This window comes from Pelodictyon phaeoclathratiforme BU-1 (genome assembly GCF_000020645.1).
Classification (GTDB): domain Bacteria; phylum Bacteroidota; class Chlorobiia; order Chlorobiales; family Chlorobiaceae; genus Chlorobium; species Chlorobium phaeoclathratiforme.
Map to the genome: position 1 here is coordinate 1,493,017 of NC_011060.1, position 19,670 is coordinate 1,512,686.

The following is a 19,670-nucleotide window of genomic DNA, read 5'->3' on the forward strand; positions in this document are numbered from 1 at the left end:
TACTAAAAATCCACCTCAAATAAAAACCAGATAATGGGTTACGAAAATTTGTATGCCGATGCAACCGGAATTTCAGGGTTATGAACGGCTGCGGTAAACTCTCCATTATCCTCAACGCCAAGAAAAATCCGGCCACCCTGTACATTCGCGAAGGGAACAATCTCCTTTGCCAACTGCTCAGGCAGAATATCATCCCTTTTAAATTCCACACTGGAATTCTCGCCATTGGCAACAATTTCAAAAAATTGAGCTTTAAGCCGAAGTCACCTCCCAATCCATACTTTGTTGACACCATATTTTCCACGATAAACATAATGCGGTAATACCTCAAAACAAGAAGCGCCAAAAGAGAGGTGCGCACATTGTCAGGCAATCCGTGCTGTCAAATTTGTTACCCTGCTGTTTGATTTCTGGGTCTTGACGGCTATGCCGAGGGCTTTGGGTTCTCCGATGATGATGACCAGCTTTTTGCCACGGGTAACGGCGGTGTAGATCAAATTCCGCTCCAGCAGGGTGTAGTGCTGCATGGCAAGGGGGATGATGACTGCCGGGTATTCTGATCCCTGGCTTTTGTGGATACTCGTTGCATAGGCAAGTGAAACTTCATCGAGTTCGCCAAACTCATATTCTACCTCCCGGCCATCGTAGTCGACCAGCAGGATGCTCTCTTCGGTGTCAATTTTGAGGATCTGGCCAATGTCGCCGTTGAAGACCTCTTTGTCGTAGTTGTTGACGGTCTGGATCACCTTGTCACCGGGAGCAAAGATTGTGCCGAATCGGGTTATTTTCGGTTCAGCTTTGTCGTTGAGCGCTCGTTGCAGTTCAACATTAAGTGCACGGGCACCGAGCCCTCCCCTGTTCATCGGAGTCAGCACCTGAACCTCCTTCACCGAATGGAGGCCGAACCGTTTCGGTATGCGCTCGGTGATGAGCTGGATGAGTTTGTTGTAGATCTCTTCGGGAGATGAGGCAGGGATAAAGTAGAAGTCGGAGAGGCCGGGGCCCTCAAGGTTGAGCGGTATCTCTCCGCGATTGATCCGGTGGGCATTGATGATGATACGTGAGGATGCGGCTTGGCGGAATATTTCGGTCAGGCTGATTACGGGTATGCTGCCGGAGCGGATAAGGTCGGCAAGTACAGCGCCCGGGCCAACGGATGGAAGCTGGTCGACATCTCCAACCAGCATCAGGGCGGCTTTGTCGGGAATGGCGGCGAGGAGGCGGTTCATGAGTACGATGTCAACCATGGAGGCTTCGTCGATCACGACGAGGTCGGTTTCGAGCGGGTTGTCGCGGTTGCGTTTGAATCCGAATGACTGGGGATCGAACTCCAGCAGGCGGTGAATGGTTTTGGCTTCAAGAGCGGTTGATTCGGAGAGTCGTTTGGCCGCCCTTCCGGTTGGTGCGCAGAGGGTAACGGTAAGCTTTTTTGCCTGAAGTATGAGCAGAATGCTGTTGACGAGGGTTGTTTTTCCTACCCCCGGTCCACCGGTAATGATCACAGCCTTGTTTGAAAGGGCAAGGCTGATGGCTCGCTGTTGTGAGTCGGAGAGGGTAAGTCCGCTCTTCCCTTCTACCCAGGGAATTGCCTTGTCGGTGTCAATCGATCCCCAGGGCAGCTCTCCACGGAGCAGCCTCTGGATATGGGTTGCAGTGCCGATTTCGGCCCGGTAAAGGGGTGTCAGAAAGAGTGCGGGAGTGCCGTTTATCTCTTCACGGACAAGGTTTTCTGCAGCAACTTCTGCATTGATCGCTGTTTCGATGATCGTCGGTGTAATTTCAAGCAGTTTGGCCGCTTCAGCTACAAGCACCTCCCATGGGGCTGCACAATGGCCGTTTCCGGAGATCTCTTGCAGGATATGTCGAACGCCTGCTTGCGCACGAATAAGGGAGTCGGGCGCAATGCCAAGCTGCATGGCAAGAGTGTCGGCAGTCGTGAAACCTATGCCGTGGATGTCGAGGGCAAGGCGATAGGGATTTTCGGTCACCTTGATAATCGACTCGTTGCCGTAGGTCTTGAAGATCCTGACCGCGCGGCCAGTTCCGAGTCCGTGCGACTGAAGAAAGACCATGATCTCTCTGATCACCTTCTGGTCTGCCCAGGCAGCAGCCACCTTTGTCATCCTTTTCTGGCCAATACCGGGAAGCTCAAGCATACGCTCCGGTTCTTCCTCAATAACGGTAAAGACCTCCTCTTTAAAGGCGTAGACCAATGCTTTGGCAAAGTGTGGGCCAATTCCCTTGACCATGCCGGAGCCAAGGTATTTTTCGATTCCTTCCAGGGTGCTTGGCGGCACAACAGTCAACCGGGTTGCCCTGAACTGCAATCCATAGGTACGGTCATTTTGCCAGTTTCCAAGGCATTCGACATATTCACCGGGAGTAATGGAAGCTGCCGAACCAACAACAGTGACCAGGTCACGACGCCCTTTTACCTTTGTCCGCAGGATGCAGAAGCCGGACTCTTCGCTGTGAAAGGTGACCCGCTCAACCGAACCAGAGAGCCGTTCAGTCAAGGGGCCGCCAGAAATAGTGTTGTGAGAAATGCTTTGGTGAGACGACGAACTATTATTCGTCATCAGATTTTAGGCTTTCACTCACGGCAAGCTTGAACTCTTTGGAGATTTTGAATGCCGGGACATTTTTTGGTTCAACGGTCACCTTTTCCCCTGTTCTTGGGTTCCTTGCCTGGCGAAGATTTTTGTGGCGAATATTGAACGAGCCAAATCCCCTGATCTCTATTCGTTTTCCGGCTTTCAGAGAATCAATGATGCTTTCAAACAAAGAGTTAACCACAGATTCCGTTTCGTTTTTTGTCAGACCTGTTCTGTGGGCAATAACATTGACCAGATCAACTTTTGTGGTTGTGGTTCCCATGGTGATGTTGAGCGTTAAAATTATGGGAGAGTATGGATAACCATGCAATTTACTATTATTTGGCTTGATTCGAATGTATAAATTATCGCTCTTCGGTCAGCCATGCTGGTTGCTCTCCCATTGTGCCCGATTCTTTCCGGCTGAGACCGCCGCATGGACGGTGCCGGAATGATGCTGTTTTTCAGGGTATTTGCCGTGGTAACGATATGGTAAATACCGTAGCACCGTCAGGAAACGTAACAGAAATAGTCCCTTTATGTTTCGTTACAATAATATCATAGGCAATGCTTAACCCAAGCCCCGTACATTTTTCGGAGCTTCTGGTGGTAAAAAACGGGTTAAAAATATCGTTTCGAATTGCTTCCGGTATGCCGGGTCCGTTATCAGTAATTGAACAGTAGACATTGTTGCTGTCGAACCAGGTATGCAGAGCGATTGTGCCCTTTGCATTTCGCTGTTGTGACTTGATGGCATGGACAGCGTTGAGAATCAGGTTGAGCAATACCTGCTTGATTTCCTCCGGATTACACTCAACAAGCGGCAACTCCCCAAACTCAGTGGTGATGTCGGCGCATACACTGTGTTCATGACTTGTAATGGTGAGCGTATCAATGACTCCTTTATTGATATCGAAAAGAATCTTTTTGTCAGCCGCGTAACGGTGCGACAAGTTCCTCATGCCATTGATAATCGTGGTAATACGCTCAAAACCACGTTGTGATTCATGAAGAATCTCCGGGATATCATTGACCAGCGTATCAAGAGCAAGTTCTACCTCTTTTTGGCGCAACTGCTGCAGGTCACGGTCAGAAAAGGTGCCATTCTCAAGTTTGCTGGTAAGGTTTTGATACTCTTTGAGAATAGATTGTAAATCGGAAGTGATTTCCTTGATATTTGCAAAATTTATCGTGATAAAATTCAGCGGGTTGTTGATTTCGTGGGCAATGCCTGCAGCAAGCTGACCGACCATCTCCATTTTCTGGGAGTGCCGAAGCTGATAGAGCATCTTTTCGCGTTCTTCTTCGGCGATTTTTTTTGCAATAATGTCCCAGGTCTGATTTGCAAGGATATTTAACCAGTTAACATCGTTCTCGTCATAATCCCCCGGTTTATTTCCAATTCCCATGATTGCAACAACCCTGTCGTCACGAATGACTGGTACAACCAGTTCGCGTGTAACTTCATGATGGCCCTTTGGCATTCCTTTGAGATGCTTGAGCGCTGAATAATCATTATGAATTACCGATCTCCGTTCCCGTAAAGCATCCGCCCATACCCCAGCCTTTTCCAAAGGATACTGCCCACCCATTCCATCCGCCAGCGACATATTCTGAAAGGAGTTGGTTGAACAGGCTCGCAGTGAAAGTGACATCTGGTCTTTCGAGACAAAAAAAACAAACCCGATAGAACTTTGCGTCATCCGTTCGGCCTCATCCAATGTCATTTGTAGCAACACTTCCACCGAAGAGGTTTCTGCCATTTGGAGGGTACGAAGGCGGAACGTAATGAGAAATTCATAACGCATCCGCTCGGTAACGTCATGAATAATGGAATAGAGGAGAATGCTCCCTGCAATTTCAACCTTGTTACTGAACACTTCCACATCACGAAAAGAGCCGTCAGCCCTCAAATGACGAAATAAAAAGTAATTTTTTTTCGATGTTACGCTGTTCTCCATCTCCTCTTTCACCACTTCAGAAGGGAGCGTATTGATTTCCTGTATGCACATCCGTCGGAGCTGCTTGATTGTCCACCCATAAAAATCCGCAGCCGCCTGATTGGCATCAACGATGCGGCCTGTAACCGGATCGATGACGATCATGATAGCAGAATGGCCTTGAAAGAGTTTTCTGAATCGCGTTTCACTCTGAAGCAAAGCCTTTTCTGCCTGCTTGCGTTCAGTGATGTCATGGATAATTGCGTAAAGAAGCTCTTTCCCCTCAATTTCAACCTTGTTGCTGAATACCTCAACATCGCACAAAGAACCATCAGCCTTGAGATGCTGACATAACAAAAGGTTTTGTTTCGATGTACTGATACCTTCCGGATTCGTTATGACCTCTTGATCTGAGCTCGGATTGATTTCCTGTATACGCATACGGCGAAGCTCTTCAATCGACCATCCATAAAACTCGGCAGCAGCAAAGTTGGCATCAATAATAGTGCCAGTAACTGGATCAAGAAGCAATTTGATGGCTGAATGGCTTTCAAAGAGTTTTCGGAAACGGACTTCATTTCGCAGTATCGTCGCTTCGGCCTCTTTTCGCTCTGTTATGTTATCGATTATCGATACGAAGTATCCTTTTTCGGGACTATAGACGGAGATATCAAGCCATAACGCCAACGTTTCCATATACAGTTCAAACCGATCCGTGATCCCGCTCTCGGCAACACCAGCCTGTCTTTCAATAAATTCGGGATGTGATTTTTCAATACCGGGAAAAACCTCTGTAGCTCGTCGCCCGGTAACCTGCGTCAAGCCCGTCAGTGTTTCATAACTGGCATTAACCTCTATATGGATAAAATCTACCGGGTGACCCTCCTCATAAATTACCTTGCAATAGGCATAACCATTGTGCATGTAATCAATAAGATCCCTATGGCACGATTCACGATCAATGAACGACTCAGGAGTCTGCTTGCGTTCTGAATGGCCATTCTCTTCTTTCTTGCTGTGATCGGTCATGGATACAGGTTTTCTCTATATGACTCCAAACCATTATAGTATCCAATATATATAAGAAACGTATAAATAACCATTGCATCTCTGCTTCGTCACTCTGTCACATACTTCTTACGTTTTCATGATTTTTGCTCCTGTGCTGCACGAAGTAACGCCCTGCCTTTGTCGGTTAAACGGTATTTTTGTAATCGACTGTTTGGTTTTTCCGGAATGGTGTACTGAATCAGTCCGGCCTCTCTCATATCAGGCAGAGCTTTACGCAGATTCCCGCTCAACTGCTTGTGCCCCAGAGCCGCAGCGATCTCTGCCGAGGAAAGAGTCTGTACTGAACAGGCAGCAAGAATTCGGATACGCACTTGTGCCTCAATTGGAGAGTTATCTTGTGCTTCACAAAAAAGCATACCTTGTGCCCGAATCAAGTTGTGCCCTTGCGTTTTTTCACTAATGTCAACTTGTTCTTCTACTTGTACTTTTGTTGAATTGTCAGGAATGGAGCTTGCTGCATGAACGGCTTCCCCTTTTGCTGTTAGCCGGTATTTTTGCATACGACTGTTATGGCTTCCAGGAATAGTATACTCCAGTAGCCCTGCTTCCCTTAATCGAGGCAGAGCTTTGCGCAGATTTCCGCTCAACTGCTTGTGCCCAAGAGCCGCAGCAATCTCTGCTGATGACAATGGCGCTTCCGAACACAGCGCAATAATATCATGATCGACATGCCCTCTGACTTGTGCCCTTATTACCCTGTCACCCCCCCACTCATCTTGTGCTTTTCTTGTGAGTTCACCTTGTGCCTCCACAAGAAGTTGTGCTTGTGCTTTTGGTAATGTGTGACTCTGCTCGTCTTGTGCTTTGGTTGTTGTGCTCTGACCTGGTGATGCGAAGTAGATAACCATTCGTACTCGCATACCGATCTCCATAATCTGTGGTTCAGGCAATCCATAATCTGTCGCTTCGTTGAAAATGGCTCTTATGCCGCTGCCCCAGCGTTCAGTAAGATTCAGCTCGCGGAAAATTCGGGCAATAACATGATTGCGGATTCTCGATGAGCCTTGCCTCATGGTATCAAGGGTCATACCTGGGAGAAGTGTTCCGGGATTTTCAATTTCGATACGGTCATCAAAAAAGGCGATCCTGATTGGTGCGCCACGTTGGGAGTAGTCGGCGTGCATCAGTGCATTAATGACAGCTTCACGCAAAATGGTGAGTGGTATTGGTCTCTCTTTTTTTATATGCCGATATAAAAACTGCATGATGCTCTCAACCGCTCCGGGCAGGTGATCGTATATATCTGTATGGTCAAAAATAACAGCTTTGTCGGTTCCTGTGAATCGTCCACATTGCACCCATGCATCGGAAAAATGGAGTATGCGCTCTTTACCGAAGAGCAGAATGGCTCCTTTGGTGGGTACAAGTCGTCGTTGGTACGATGTGAGCAGTTTGATCGTAACCAATGCCTGCTCATCTAATTTCCAGTCACCGGCAAAAAATTTTTGTATCGCAACTAAATCAAGATCATCTTTACTCAGTTCTGGTATGGGCATTTCGTCAAATGAGATTCCTTCTGCCGACCGGCCAAGTTCAGCGACCAAAGCGGTATCAGCCTGATAATTGGATCTGCCAATCCGGACATAAACGCCCTGTTCATGACCTTCTGCTTTGAGCCAGTGTGGACGTAATGCGCTTACAAACACTTCAACAACCAAAAGCGTTGTGTCGTGTATGGTGATGAGCTCTATATTGGGTATCAGATGAGGTGCAATACCGTCGGTTATCAGACTGCGAAGCCTCTCTTCTTCATCAAGTGGAGCTTTCATGCCAACAATTTGCCTGTCCTCTCCCACACCGATAACTAAACGCCCTCCTGCTGTGTTGGCAAAGGCCACAAGCGTTTTCATCAGAAGCGTCGGTGATGCGCAATCCCGCCTGAATTCCAACGTTTTTCCTTCAGGTTTTGTGATAATAGTGTTCAGAAAATCACTCATTGAAGCTCCTTAAACCAGGGAGCAAGCAGCTTGTTAAACATAGTGTTTTAAGAATCATACTGTTGCTTGCGATAAAAGAGTTGGCTGAATTGATCAAATAACCTTAAATATACAAATCTCTTGTGCTCTTTTCTGCGGTTTTGCTATTTCTATAACGAAGAGGAACAAGTCCGCTTTTACTGTGTTAAGACTCTTCCTGAAAAAAATAGTACGCAACGGTTGAACGAAATTACTTCTGACTGCATTGTAGCAAATTGTTCAATTGAGATTCGTTTTTCGTGCGTCAAAAAAGAGTACTCCTACATCAGGAGTTCAATGTTGCCGGATATTGAGCAAAAAGCTGAAAGTTTTTTAAATTCACAGTGATAATAAAATGTTGCCATCGTTTCAATGAAATGTTAAACGTGATAAGGAGAATGACAATGAAAAAACAGATCTGGCTGGCTGCCGGAATTGCGGGGTTGCTTTGTGTTCATGCACCGGCTGATGTTCAGGCGGATATCGGTATACGTCTTGGAGATGTTCGTATAGGCATTGGAGATGACCGGCCAACTTTTGTTATCGATACACGTCCTGACTTTATATTTGCAGGATCGGGGTTTTTCAGTTTCCATCGGCGGTCCTTATGATATCATTTATTACGGTGACAGGTATTACATGTACCGTAATGGTGGCTGGTATCTTTCTTCAGATTATCGTGGTCCGTGGATCATAATCCGGGATCGCAACCTCCCTTATGCGATTAGAAGGCATAGTTTTAATGATATTTGGAGATATCGCGATCTGGAATACCGTCGGCACGACCGCAGATACTGGGATGATCTGAACAGACGGTATGATCGCCATTACAGGATTGAACGGGATCGACGCGATGACCGTCGTGATGATCGACGCGATGATCGACGTGACGACCGACGCGATGATCGACGTGACGACCGACGCGATGATAGACGCGATGGTGGCCCTGGTCTGCAGGGTGACGGAAACCGTGACGGTGGACGCGGACCTCAGGGCGATGGAAACCGTGATGGCGGACGCGGGCCTCAGGGTGACGGAAACCGTGACGGTGGACGCGGGCCTCAGGGAGATGGAAATCGTGATGGTGGACGCGGGCCTCAGGGTGATGGAGACCGTGATGGCGGACGCGGGCCTCAGGGCGATGGAAGCCGTGATGGCGGCAGAGGACGATAACGAAAAGAACCCGCCCCTTATGGTACATATCAGATACGGGGAGATTAATTTTTAAAAGGAGAACTGATTATGCATAAAAAAATCTGGCTCATTGCAGGAATTGCCGGAATGCTTTTTGGAATGCCACAGTCAACCATTCAGGCTGAATACAGAGGTGATCGTTTTGAGGAGAGAGGGCCTCGGAGGGGTTATGATGATCGCCGATATGATCGGAGGTATGACAGGGCACGGATTGAGAGACGGTTGGAACGAGAGGAAAGAAGACGCTGGGAACGTGCAGAACGAAGACGGATATTGCGTGCAGAGGAGAGACGTCGGCTTCGTCGCCTTGACCGTCTTCGTGACGAACGTCGTTATGAACGTCGTTATGAACGGGACAGAAGATACTGAGAACTAATTGTCCAAGTCAGGAAAAAACTTCCGGAAAAGGTATAAACAAGAAGGGAACTGAAATAAAAAGTTCAGTTCCCTTTTTCTGTTTAATCAACTGCAAAGCAATCAGTTTCTTCTTCCGCCGTCATTCGGGTATTGGTTGTGGTCACGCTCCCTGTTGTGGTCGTAATGGTTGCGTCTGCTTTCGTGCCGACGATACTCAACATCACGGTATCTTCTGATATCCTCCCAACGATGGCGTCTTATCTGTCTTGGAAGTCTGCCCTCTCTGACAATGACCCATGGGCCGCCAAAATTGGAAGAGATGTACCAGCGATTATTATGGTTAACGTAATAGCGACCATTGTAGCGGATGATATCCTGAGGCCCTCCTGCTGAAACGTGGAAACCAAGATTCGGAACATTGATAAAATTTGGACGGGTATCAAGAACAAAAGAGGGTGGCCTGTCTCCTCCTATACGTACATTGACTTCAGCTTGAGCAGCGGGGCTTCCGAGAAGCATTCCTGCAATTCCTGCAGCCAGCCAGATCTGTTTTTTCATAGCGATTCTCCTTGGTTAAGATTTTGTTCTGTAACGAGCGTACTTTGTTGTTTAAAAACGTTCTGAACAGGATTGCCTTACCGTATGTCACTCTGACTATTCCTGCTCACTACAACATCTGACGATCAATTCAGTTCTTTCCAGCGCATCTATTCTCAGAAATGTAAACCAGAGCTCCTTTTTGTTTGTTTTTTTACCGCAGCACAGAAAACCTCTTCATTCGCCCAGATTTCAACGCTCTCTTTTGCCCTTGTAATACCAGTGTATATAAGTTCTCTTGTGAGGATTTCACTGTCAATCGGTGGCAGAAGCATCAGCAGGCGATCAAACTCCGAGCCCTGACTTTTGTGAATGGTTATGGCAAATGCGGTTTCATGCTGAGGCAGCCGCTCCGGTGCGATGCTGCGGATTTCGCCATCTGGAGCGAAAAAAAAGGCTCTTAGGGAACCTCCATTTTCAGGATCGGGGAAAAGTATGCCTGTGTCGCCATTAAAGAGACGCATTGCATAGTTGTTGACCGTAATCATCAATGGACGGCCGCGATAGAAGGTGCTGGCCGGACTGATAAGAGCCTTACGGGCGAGGATGTTTTCGACTGTTCGATTAAGTCCACTTACCCCATAGGGGCCGTCGCGAAGGGCACAGAGTATTCTGAAACGGTCAAACCGCTCCAGCGCCTCAGCGGGCGATGCAGCATCAAGGTAGCTGTGAAAGCCTTCGACTGCTTTGTTTGCCAGAGCATGTTGCAGCTCTTCAGGTGCAGGCAACTCCTGCCAGGTGACACCGCTTGACCTACTCCTTTTCAGAAGGCTTACAGCTTCCCTTTCCAGCCCTTCATTGACGGCCCGACTGATTTCAGCAATACCACTGCCAGGATGAAAACGATAGTTTTTTTCAAGCAAAACCATCGAATTGCTTAGTGGTGAGGCATTGTTATCTGATCCTGCACTGCAAATATCTCCAAACACCGAACCAGCTTCAACCGATGCGAGCTGATTGTGATCACCAAGAAGAATAAGACGTGCGTCAGCTTTGAGTGCTGTTACCAGCAGACTCATCAGTGGCAGAGCAACCATTGAGGCTTCGTCAATGATAACGGTATCAAAAGGAAGAGGATTGCTTGCCGAATGGCGAAAGCGGGAGGAACCCGAAATGGTTCCGAGAAGGCGATGAATCGTGACAACATCGTCAGGAATTGCTGATTTCACCTCATCTGAACAGTCAAGAGTGCGTTTGATATCACTGATGGATGTTTTCAGCCTTGCCGCTGCCTTCCCTGTTGGAGCCGCCATGGCGATCCGCTGCTTCATCCCCCACTTCTGCTCACGCAGCAGAGCAAGAATGCGAACAACCGTCGAAGTTTTACCTGTTCCCGGTGCGCCGGAAAGAACACAGAACTGCCTGCGCAGGGCAAAAACAGTCGCATCCTTCTGACGGTCACTTTCCCGCCTGCCACTTGACGGAAAAAGTCGTTCAAGAGCGTCAAGCAGTATGGTTTCATCAATATTGTCAAAAGCGGCTCCTGCTTTTCGAAGAATCGTTCTTTGGAGCTCCTGTTCATAATGCCAGTAACGGTAGAGATAGAGGCGACCGGTAGCATCAAGCACCAAAGGACGAAAGTGGCCGCCGGGAAAACTGACGACAGTAGCGCTCTTCAAAAGCTCCATCAGAGCATCAAGTCGGGGAAGACGAAACTCCTTGTTCTCAATTACAATGCTCTCTTCCGCAATATCCTGAAGGTTCAGGCAACTGCTCCCCTGCCCGACAGCGCTACTGGCAAGGGATACAACAAGACGGAACAGCTCACTTACCCTGCCAGTCGCCTGGTGGCAGATAAATGCTGCAAAATGGCGATCGATAGCCCGTTCCTGATACACTCTACTCATACGTTATTTATCCTCATCTATCAGCAGATTTGTCAGCGCTTCAATCAACTCTTCAGGGGGAAGGTCGCGGAAAAAGCCGAAGTTTTCCCCGTGCTCCCTGTTCACTCCCCGAAGAAAGACATAAATTACTCCCCCGAAATGGGTGCTGTAACGGTAGTTTTTGACCCTTAACGACAGGTAGCGGTTGAGAGCCACGGTATACAACAGGTATTGCAGCGGGTAGAGGTGTTTTTGCATAGCCACACTCATGGCATCCTGAGCGTAATCCTCTTCGCTGTTACCAAGATGATTGGATTTCCAGTCAAGCAGATAGTAGCGGCCATTCTGCTCAAAAACCATATCCATGAAGCCCATAAGCATCCCCCTGACCGGGCTGAACTGCAGCATGGGTGCAAGCGAGGCAAGGTCAACTCCACTCCGCAGAAGGCCATGACGGAGCAGAAGGCCAGCAAGATGAGATGAATTGATAAACCGGAGCGGAAAGAAAAATTCCAGCTCAGTGATCCAGCTTTTCTGGCAGAGAGCGCCAAGAGTAAACAGGCTGTCGCGCGAAGCAAGAGGCGTCTCAAGAACGTTATGAATCATGGCTGTGATATGCGGCTGCCACTCCTCTTTATAGTTATAGCGTTCAAGCCCTTTTGCAACAAGCTCATGGATAGCCGTTTCGGAGGGAGAGGCAAAATCAAGCTTCTCAAAAATCCCGTGCATAAAAATTCCGGCCTGAGCCCCCCTTGGAAAGGTAAAGATGCTTTTTTCATGACCGGCGGGAGCAACGATTGCGGAGGGGACTCCCCCATCAGCCTGTGGTTCATCGCGATCAGGTAGCTCGGTGCTTATCGGTTCATGGCGGCTGAACGAGGTGAAGCTTGAAACCCGCCAGGTGGTGTCAATGGTTCCGCTGAAGTGGCGCAGTACAAGGGCATCATGCTGTGACTCCCTATCCGTCCGGGAGAGTCTGGCCATCCCGTCAACCGCTTCGCGCGTCAACAACGTGAAGCCGATTGACTCTTCTGAACTTTCGGCGAGCGACTCCAACTGCTCGGCCATCATCCCGGTGGTCAGGGTTTTTGATTCAACAGCAAGCGCCGAAGCCTGATTTTCCGAAACTCTTGTTGCACTCGATGCATGGAGCAGATAGTTGATCGGCGAGTTCTCCGAACGGGTTTTACCGCTGAAAAGATAGCAGCGATACTTGGCCCTCGTCAGTGCCACATAGAGCAGTCTGAGGCTTTCGGCAAGCGACTCCTTGTCGGCAAGCCGCCGGTTACTCTCATAGCCGGAAGAGCCGAAATCCTTCACCAGATGCCCCGCATCATCATGGAACATCAGCACCTCCCCTTTGCGGTTTCCGCCTCCCCAGAGAAAGGGGCAGAAAACAACCGGATATTCCAGTCCCTTGCTGACGTGAATGGTAACGATTTTTACGGCAGCATCATCGGTTTCAAGACGGATTTGATACTCGTCCGTCTCATCCGCAGCCCCTGTCCGTTCACTGAACCAAGCTACAAGTCCCTCCATACCGGTTCCCCGCTCATGCTCCTCACGGTGCAGCAATTCAAAACAGTGCAGCAGATTGGTCAGCCTTCGCTCACCCGAAGAGTCAGGGTAACTGAGCAGACGTCCACGCACCTCCTCCTTTGCCATCAGTTCCCGGCTCATCACCATACATCCCCGCTCATGCCAGAGCTCGTGATAGAGTCGGAACTGCCTGAGACAGGCTATCCATGACGCTTCATCATCATGAAACCTCTCAATATCGTTGCCCGACCTGCCAAGCAGATCGGTCACCAGCGCCGCACGTACCTTTGGCTCGTTGCCCGGATCAGCGAGGGCTGAGAGCAGGATGCGCACCTCTTCAGCCTCTCTCGACAAAAAGATACTCTGATTGCTCCGCATGACCCCGGCAACGCCCCGGTTATGCAAGGCGTTGAGCATAAGAGCCGCCTGCCGGTGCGTGCGCACAATAACGGCAATATCTCCGGCACTGCATGGCCTGCCGCTGAAAAGGGTTTGACCATCCTGCAGGATTCGGACAATCTCACCGGCAACGGCCGTTGAAGCCCAGGCGCCAGCATCATCCACAGTCAACATGCCGCTCTTCTCATCACTCGAATCCATCAGCCAGAGCTGCATCGGCTCAAGATCTTCCCCCGCTCCATCCGCCCTCTCCGGCTCGCTTTTCCCTGAAGCGAGCGGGTGATAGAGAATTTCATCATGGAGAAACGGCCTCATCGTATTGTTGAACAAGGTATTGAACGCCTGAAGCAGCAGCGGAGAAGAGCGCCAGTTCTCCGTCAGGGTAAAGCGCCGCTCCTCACCTACCTCACGCGCTGCTCTTATGTAGGCGAAGATATCCGCACCACGGAAACTGTAAATGGCCTGTTTTGGATCGCCGATTAGAAAAAGCGGCAACCCGGATGTCGCATAGATGCTCCTGAAGATCTCATACTGCTGGCGGTCGGTATCCTGAAACTCATCAATAAGTGCTGCGCAATACTTTTTTCTGATAATCTCGGCAAGTGCATCCCCGCCCTGCTCTGGCAAAAGCGCATGGTAGAGATCCTCAAGGAGATCATCAAAAAAACGGATATTTCCGATTCGTTTGCGCAATGGCAGGTTCTTCTGATAAAAGCGAAGCAGTTCAGCCTTGAGGGCAAGAAGACGCCTCTCCACTGCATCCTGGAGCCGTTGGCAGGAAAGGAAAAAGGGATGGGAGGGCGCCACACCTTTGCTTTTGGTGCCTTCAAGAATACCCTCAAGGGTCAATTTCGGGAATGACTCAAACAGGTCATACGCATTGCCTCCTTCAACAAAAGCATCCATCCCGGAAAAAAGCGGTTCAAGCAGGTCAGCGCGGTAATATTTGGCTGAACGGCTCAAACCCTTCTCAGTGGTCAGAAGTTCAGTTATCGAGCCTTTATGCCCCATCCAAATTGAACTGGCATCACTGTAAGCAGCCGAGCACTCCCTCTCAATCGCCGTTATCTGCTCATCACTGAAATCAGGGATAACCTCAACCCCGGTTCCGGCATGAAGGTTCTTCAACAGCGACAGGAAGGTTTCAGGAGTGAGGCGGTTACGCAGGGCATAGCCGAGCAGTGGCGCAGACTCACCGAAAAAATGTACTCTCCAGAAATCATCCACAATACCACGAAGCAGCTCTGTCTGATCAGTCACCAATTCAGTATCATAGAGTGAGCCGCTCTCGAAGGCGTTATCCTGCAGCACCCGAAGGCAGAAGCCGTGAATGGTGAAAATCGAAGCGGTATCAAAAGCGCCGAGCGCCCGTTCAAGGAGGTCGCGCACCTTTTTCATCCCACTCAGAGAGGCCGTTTCATATAGCTCACCAAGGAATATGTCGCTGGTATCGCAACCCTCCATCACCTCGAGCGCCTCACGGATACGACTGCGGATTCTGCCGCGAAGCTCCTGCGTAGCCGCTTCGGTATACGTTACCACAAGAATCTGTTCCGGCAGAAGCTCTTTTTCCAGAAGCAGGCGAAGGTAGAGCGAGGCAATAGCATAGGTCTTCCCCGTCCCGGCACTGGCCTCGATCAGGTTGATGCCGGAGAGTTCTACGGCTGCATGGTTCAGTGGTTTCATGGTGCCTCCTCCCCTGCAGCCTGAATCATCGGCCTGAGCAACTCGACGGCAAGGGAGCAGAACTCATCGTCAAAGGGATCTGCGGCGCCAAAGCAGCGCTCGATTGCCGGATCGGAGCCCTCGCCCGGGCGGTTGTTGAAGGTGTCGTCACGCCACTCCCTGCGGGCGGCATCGAGATCCTCTTTTGCGGCAAAGGCCAGTGAAGAACGCGGGAAAAAGCGCAGCGGCATGGAGAGCCCCTGCCAGTAATACTTCAGAAGATCCTCCAGATACAGGGCAGCATCAGCCACCGGAGCAAACTGTTTTTCATTATCAACCATGACAAGAGAGGTTTTTCTTGGATAACCCGGCTGATCTGCCATATTGAGCACGAGATGCTCAATCCAGCCTCGCATCTGATCCTTCATCTTCAGTTTCGCGCAGCGGTAGTGCAACAGGCTCTCTGGCCACACCCGTACAAGCTGACCGGTCAGGCGGAATCCGCCAAGCTGCAGATCGACCTCAAGCGGTGCCAGAGCGCCAGCGCCAGCGGTTTTTTCCTGCACGGTTGCGGCAAACTGCTGCACCTCATCAAGAATTTTACGGAAAAGCAGCTCACCATGGAGGGCGGGCGGGAGCACTCCCCGGCTCCGATAGAGTGGGAGCAGTTCGAGTGTATTCCCTCCTCCAAGCACAATTTCAAGCAGCTCCTGCTTCAGACTGTACAATGCGAGCCCCTCAACTGCGAAGGGTTCACGATCCTCAAGCGGCTCCACCATCCCTTCAAGCCTGATACCAAGACGCTGCTCCAGAAAAAAGCCCGCCGGGTTATCGTAAAAACGCAGAAGCTGTTTAAGCGAAACGGTTTTCCACTCCTCAGGCGGTTCATCAAGAGGAACACTCATAAAGGGGCGTGACGGAGCTGCAGGACGCTCTTTTTCAACCAGCGCATGAAAGTTCTCAGCCGAATAGCTGAAAAGCGGAGAGCCTGCAGAGTAATAGGCCCGGTTAAAAGCCTGCAAAGGGTGCCGTACCACCAGTTGCTTCTCGACGGAATCTCCATCGGGCAGGGAAAAGCCCCGGCGAACGGCATCGAGCAGTTCACTGACCAGCACCGAGGGCGGCAGCTCGCTGTTATCCCTGATGCTCTGGCCGATATAGCTTATATAGAGCAGGTCACGGGCCGAAAGGATCGACTCAAGAAAGAGGTAACGGTCTTCATTACGCAATGAGCGGTCGCCCTTCTGCGGCTCACGCGCAATGAGGTCAAATCCCGGAGCGCGGCTCTGGCGGGGAAAGGCGCTGTCGTTCATGCCGATCAAAACGACAACACGGAAGGGAATGCTCCGCATGGGCAGCATGGCGCAAAAGGTGATGCCACCCGTCATGAAGCCCAGCCCCTGCTCCTGCAGCTCAAGGTGAGCCCTCAGCCAGGAGAGCATCACCGCAGGCGTCACTTCCTGGGTGAACTCCGCCGCAGCGGCAACCTCACCAAGCTTTTCGCCAAGAGCGGCAATGGTTGCAAACTCCCGCTCGGAGACGCTGGAAGGGAGAATAAAGTCGGCCAGCAGCGCCTGAAACCGGCTGCGCCACTCCTCAAGGGTGCAGGGCCGTTCCATCCTGTTGACAAACGCTTCAACCGACGTGATGAACCCGGCAAACTTGCCGAGGGTTTCGGCTGCAGAACCAGCCAGATCATCGTAGGGCAGAATGCCGTTGAAAAGCTGATTCTCGTCCGGCATGGCATAGCCGAGCAGGAGCCGGTCAAGCCCTGCCTTCCATGAGTTCTCGCGATAGGAAGGAAGAGCCTTCGCCGTACGGTCGCCCTCATCCATCCCCCACCGAATCCCGGTTTTTTCAATCCACTCACGGATAACGTCAAGTTCGTCACTCTCCACCAAAAAACGGCGGCTTACGGGCGGAGAGGCAAGCAGGTCAAAGAGTTCGGATGCGGCAAGGCGGCTTGCAGGCAGAGCAAGCAGTTTCAGCACCGCCGAAGCAATCTCCCCCTCATGCATCATCCTCCGGTCGGCAATGGAGTAGTGCAATCCGGCGCCATTCCCTCCTGCTCCGAACACGGTGGAGATGTAGGGCGAATAGCTCTCAATATCCGGCGTCATCACCACAATATCGCGCAAAGTCAGGCCGGGAGACTCCTCAAGCATGGCAAGAATATTGTCGTAGAGCACCTCGATTTCACGAAGCGGACTGTGGCAGGAGTGAATCCGGAGCGACCGGTCAAGCGGGTCAAGCGGGCGCTGCTCCCCCTCCTCACCGGTACCCGAAAGGTTCAGAATATCGGACTGCAGGCCGTGAAGCAGGCACTCCTCACCCGGATCATCATAGCGCTCCTCCTGATGAAAAGCGCTGTCGCTCATGTCGATAATCATATCCGAAAAATCCCGTCCGATCCTGCCAAGCGAAGCGAGAAGCGGATTCCCCTCCATGCGCAGGGCCCGCTCCTCCTCCGGCAGCCTGACAATCGCCTTCCTGGCGAGAATATCGCCCCAGTACTCACGAGTCGGGCTCAGAAGAATGAGGTTCACCTCAGTCACCCTCGCAACCGCCGAGAGCATATCGAGATGGAACTTTGGCAGGTAGGAGATGCCGAAAAGGGTGATCCTCTCGGGAATCTCCTTCACCTCTGGCGACAGAGGGCTCAACTGCCTGCAGAAAAGCTCCTTCATCCTTCCCCGATGCATTCCCTCCCCGTCAGCAAGCTTCCGCCAGAGAACCGGCTGCCACTCTTCGCCGGCAGGTTGTGACTCCCCCGCCTCCCAATGGGAGAGCATCTCCGGACGGAAGAGCGTGTACTGGTCGAAGGTATCAGCAATTTTTTCCGACAACTGAAAGAGCTTGAGCCCGTCAGGATCATCAGCAAGATAGCGACGCAAGGTGCCGAAGGGCTCTGTGTCGAGCAGCTCAGGCAAAAGCCGCATGATCCTCCAGCTCATCACCTCCGGAGCAAATGATGAAGTGTCAGGCTTTTCAGAAAAGAGCGCCCCGAACAGCTCCTTCACCATCGCATTCGGAAAGGGATAGTGCCCGTTAGCCCAGACGCCGAACCGCGACGCCAGCTCCATGGAGAGCCACCGCTGCATCCCCCGGCTCTGTACCACAATCACCTCCTGCTTGAACGGTGAAGCCAGCGGCTCGCGAAGAGCAGCGGCAAGGGTATCAACCAGAACTTCCATCCGGTTGCTGGTGTAAAGGTTAAGTGGCATGGGGTACGTTTTCAAAAAATCCAGACTCTTTTATGCAATATCGGACGGGTTTATTCTTTTTTTCCAAGAGGCCTTCATCAACCAGACGCTGCAACCAAACCCTTGTTTGAAGAGGTGACAACTCTAATATCTCTGCAATCTCTGTATCTGTCATCGGTTTTTTTAACAATTGCCGTATCGCCTCTCGTACCGTAGCGAACAATCTCTGCGCCGGACTGAGTTCCGCCTCTTCAGACATGTGAAGAGGTAAAGATATATCCTCCATAATTTGTACTTGAGGCTTTTTTTGCGCCGTCTCTGTCACTGAATCTTGAACCATGCCGTTCGAGAAGAGCCCGATGGAAGCCTCTCTCTCAACTGGAATCAGAGATGGCGATGTGTCAAGTACAGCTTCAAACGCCTCGACGTCATGAGGCTCCGGCCAAGGCAGAGCTCCCCTGTCACGCAAGGCATCGATACCAGTTGAAGCGCTTCCCGTTGATCGAACATAGACTGGAACCAGCCGTAGTTTCTCAAGCTGTTCAATCGCACCCGCCCAAGTTCCGCCTTTATTACTATCAGAATTTACCACCAGCGAAGCATCGGACAAGGCATAGATTAACTTGTTGCGTTGCATGGCATTGCCGACATTGAAACCCGCACTTGGATCGTAGGGTGAAACCAGAACCAGGCGACCCTCTACAATCAGATTGCGATTTTCACGTTGCATTGCCGTTCTTTCCAGACGATCAGCAAGAACCCCGCAGACCTTCCCGCCAGCTTCAAGAGCGCCCCGCATGGCGGCCTGATCGATACCCTTCGCACCTCCGGAAATAATCGTCCTGCCTGCACGAGCAGAGAGTTGGCCGATCGACATTGTATAGTTAATCAGCTCCTCATCCACTTGCCGTGATCCCACCACGGCAAGGCCACCAGTTTCCAACAGATGGATATCGCCGCAACCATAAAGCACTGCAGGTGCACCTTCCCGCAATCGTGCCTTCATGCGTCGGGGATACGCAGCATCAGCGCGGCTGACCACCCAGAGAGCACGTGCCTGCCACTGCTCAACAACCTGGCTGAGCAAAAAGCCACGCTCAAGAAGGGTTTGCATACGTTTTTCCTCAACAATATGCTGGCATGAACGATGCAGATTTTCTGCTCCCGGAAGCAACAGATCGGCAGGTTCGTGATGTATGTCGTGCACATAACGAGCCAGACGATTGTACTCACCCGGCGACAGAAGGTCAGGCGATGAGCTGCCGTGACCAGCAATCAAGGGAGCCGTCAGCAGAAGAATGGCTTTTGTATTCGAAGAGAGTTGTTGCAT

General features: G+C 50.7%; 12 protein-coding genes and 1 pseudogene. 3 read left to right on the plus strand and 10 right to left on the minus strand.

Translation table 11 applies throughout. The features are described from left to right. Positions 1-101: 101 nt before the first annotated feature. From PPHA_RS16780 to PPHA_RS07095, 5 genes and pseudogenes are all read right to left on the minus strand, one after another. Positions 102-236 (minus strand): annotated as a pseudogene (locus PPHA_RS16780) (AlbA family DNA-binding domain-containing protein); the annotation flags it as partial. A gap of 129 nt (positions 237-365) precedes the next feature. After that, positions 366-2,579, minus strand: coding sequence for an SF1B family DNA helicase RecD2 (gene recD2 / locus PPHA_RS07075; RefSeq protein ID WP_012508171.1), 2,214 nt, complete (start codon positions 2,577-2,579; stop codon positions 366-368). Next, positions 2,569-2,877, minus strand: a complete 309-nt coding sequence (locus PPHA_RS07080) for an HU family DNA-binding protein (RefSeq protein ID WP_012508172.1) — start codon at positions 2,875-2,877, stop codon at positions 2,569-2,571. The genes recD2 and PPHA_RS07080 overlap by 11 nt, the downstream gene beginning before the upstream one ends. A gap of 181 nt (positions 2,878-3,058) precedes the next feature. Next, a complete protein-coding gene (locus PPHA_RS14595; RefSeq protein ID WP_012508173.1) occupies positions 3,059-5,563 on the minus strand; it encodes a PAS domain S-box protein in 2,505 nt (834 codons plus the stop codon). 116 nt (positions 5,564-5,679) lie between these two features. Then, on the minus strand, positions 5,680-7,542 hold the full coding sequence (locus PPHA_RS07095; protein ID WP_012508174.1) for an ATP-binding protein: 1,863 nt from the start codon (positions 7,540-7,542) through the stop codon (positions 5,680-5,682). 422 nt (positions 7,543-7,964) lie between these two features. Between PPHA_RS07095 and PPHA_RS15930 the strand changes: the two genes are divergently transcribed. From PPHA_RS15930 to PPHA_RS07105, 3 genes are all read left to right on the plus strand, one after another. Next, the gene (locus PPHA_RS15930) at positions 7,965-8,171 is read left to right on the plus strand and encodes a hypothetical protein (protein WP_190274038.1); all 207 of its coding nucleotides are present in this window, start codon (positions 7,965-7,967) and stop codon (positions 8,169-8,171) included. Between the two features lie 206 nt (positions 8,172-8,377). Further along, entirely contained in the window at positions 8,378-8,788 is a 411-nt protein-coding gene (locus PPHA_RS15935) for a hypothetical protein (RefSeq protein WP_190274039.1), read from the plus strand. A 14-nt stretch (positions 8,789-8,802) separates the two neighbouring features. Further along, positions 8,803-9,123: a hypothetical protein gene (locus PPHA_RS07105; protein WP_012508175.1), complete on the plus strand. Its 321-nt coding sequence runs from the start codon at positions 8,803-8,805 to the stop codon at positions 9,121-9,123. Positions 9,124-9,231: 108 nt separating this feature from the next. Here PPHA_RS07105 and PPHA_RS07110 read toward each other — a convergent pair whose 3' ends face one another. From PPHA_RS07110 to PPHA_RS07130, 5 genes are all read right to left on the minus strand, one after another. Further along, positions 9,232-9,669 carry a YXWGXW repeat-containing protein gene (locus PPHA_RS07110; RefSeq protein ID WP_012508176.1) on the minus strand — a complete coding sequence of 146 codons (438 nt, stop codon included), beginning with the start codon at positions 9,667-9,669 and terminating at the stop codon, positions 9,232-9,234. A gap of 155 nt (positions 9,670-9,824) precedes the next feature. After that, positions 9,825-11,555, minus strand: coding sequence for an exodeoxyribonuclease V subunit alpha (gene recD, locus PPHA_RS07115; RefSeq protein ID WP_012508177.1), 1,731 nt, complete (start codon positions 11,553-11,555; stop codon positions 9,825-9,827). 3 nt (positions 11,556-11,558) lie between these two features. Further along, on the minus strand, positions 11,559-15,158 hold the full coding sequence (gene recB / locus PPHA_RS07120) for an exodeoxyribonuclease V subunit beta (protein ID WP_012508178.1): 3,600 nt from the start codon (positions 15,156-15,158) through the stop codon (positions 11,559-11,561). Then, on the minus strand, positions 15,155-18,361 hold the full coding sequence (gene recC / locus PPHA_RS07125; protein ID WP_012508179.1) for an exodeoxyribonuclease V subunit gamma: 3,207 nt from the start codon (positions 18,359-18,361) through the stop codon (positions 15,155-15,157). Before recC ends, recB begins: the two co-directional genes overlap by 4 nt. Further along, positions 18,351-19,670: a DNA-processing protein DprA gene (locus PPHA_RS07130; RefSeq protein ID WP_012508180.1), complete on the minus strand. Its 1,320-nt coding sequence runs from the start codon at positions 19,668-19,670 to the stop codon at positions 18,351-18,353. Before PPHA_RS07130 ends, recC begins: the two co-directional genes overlap by 11 nt.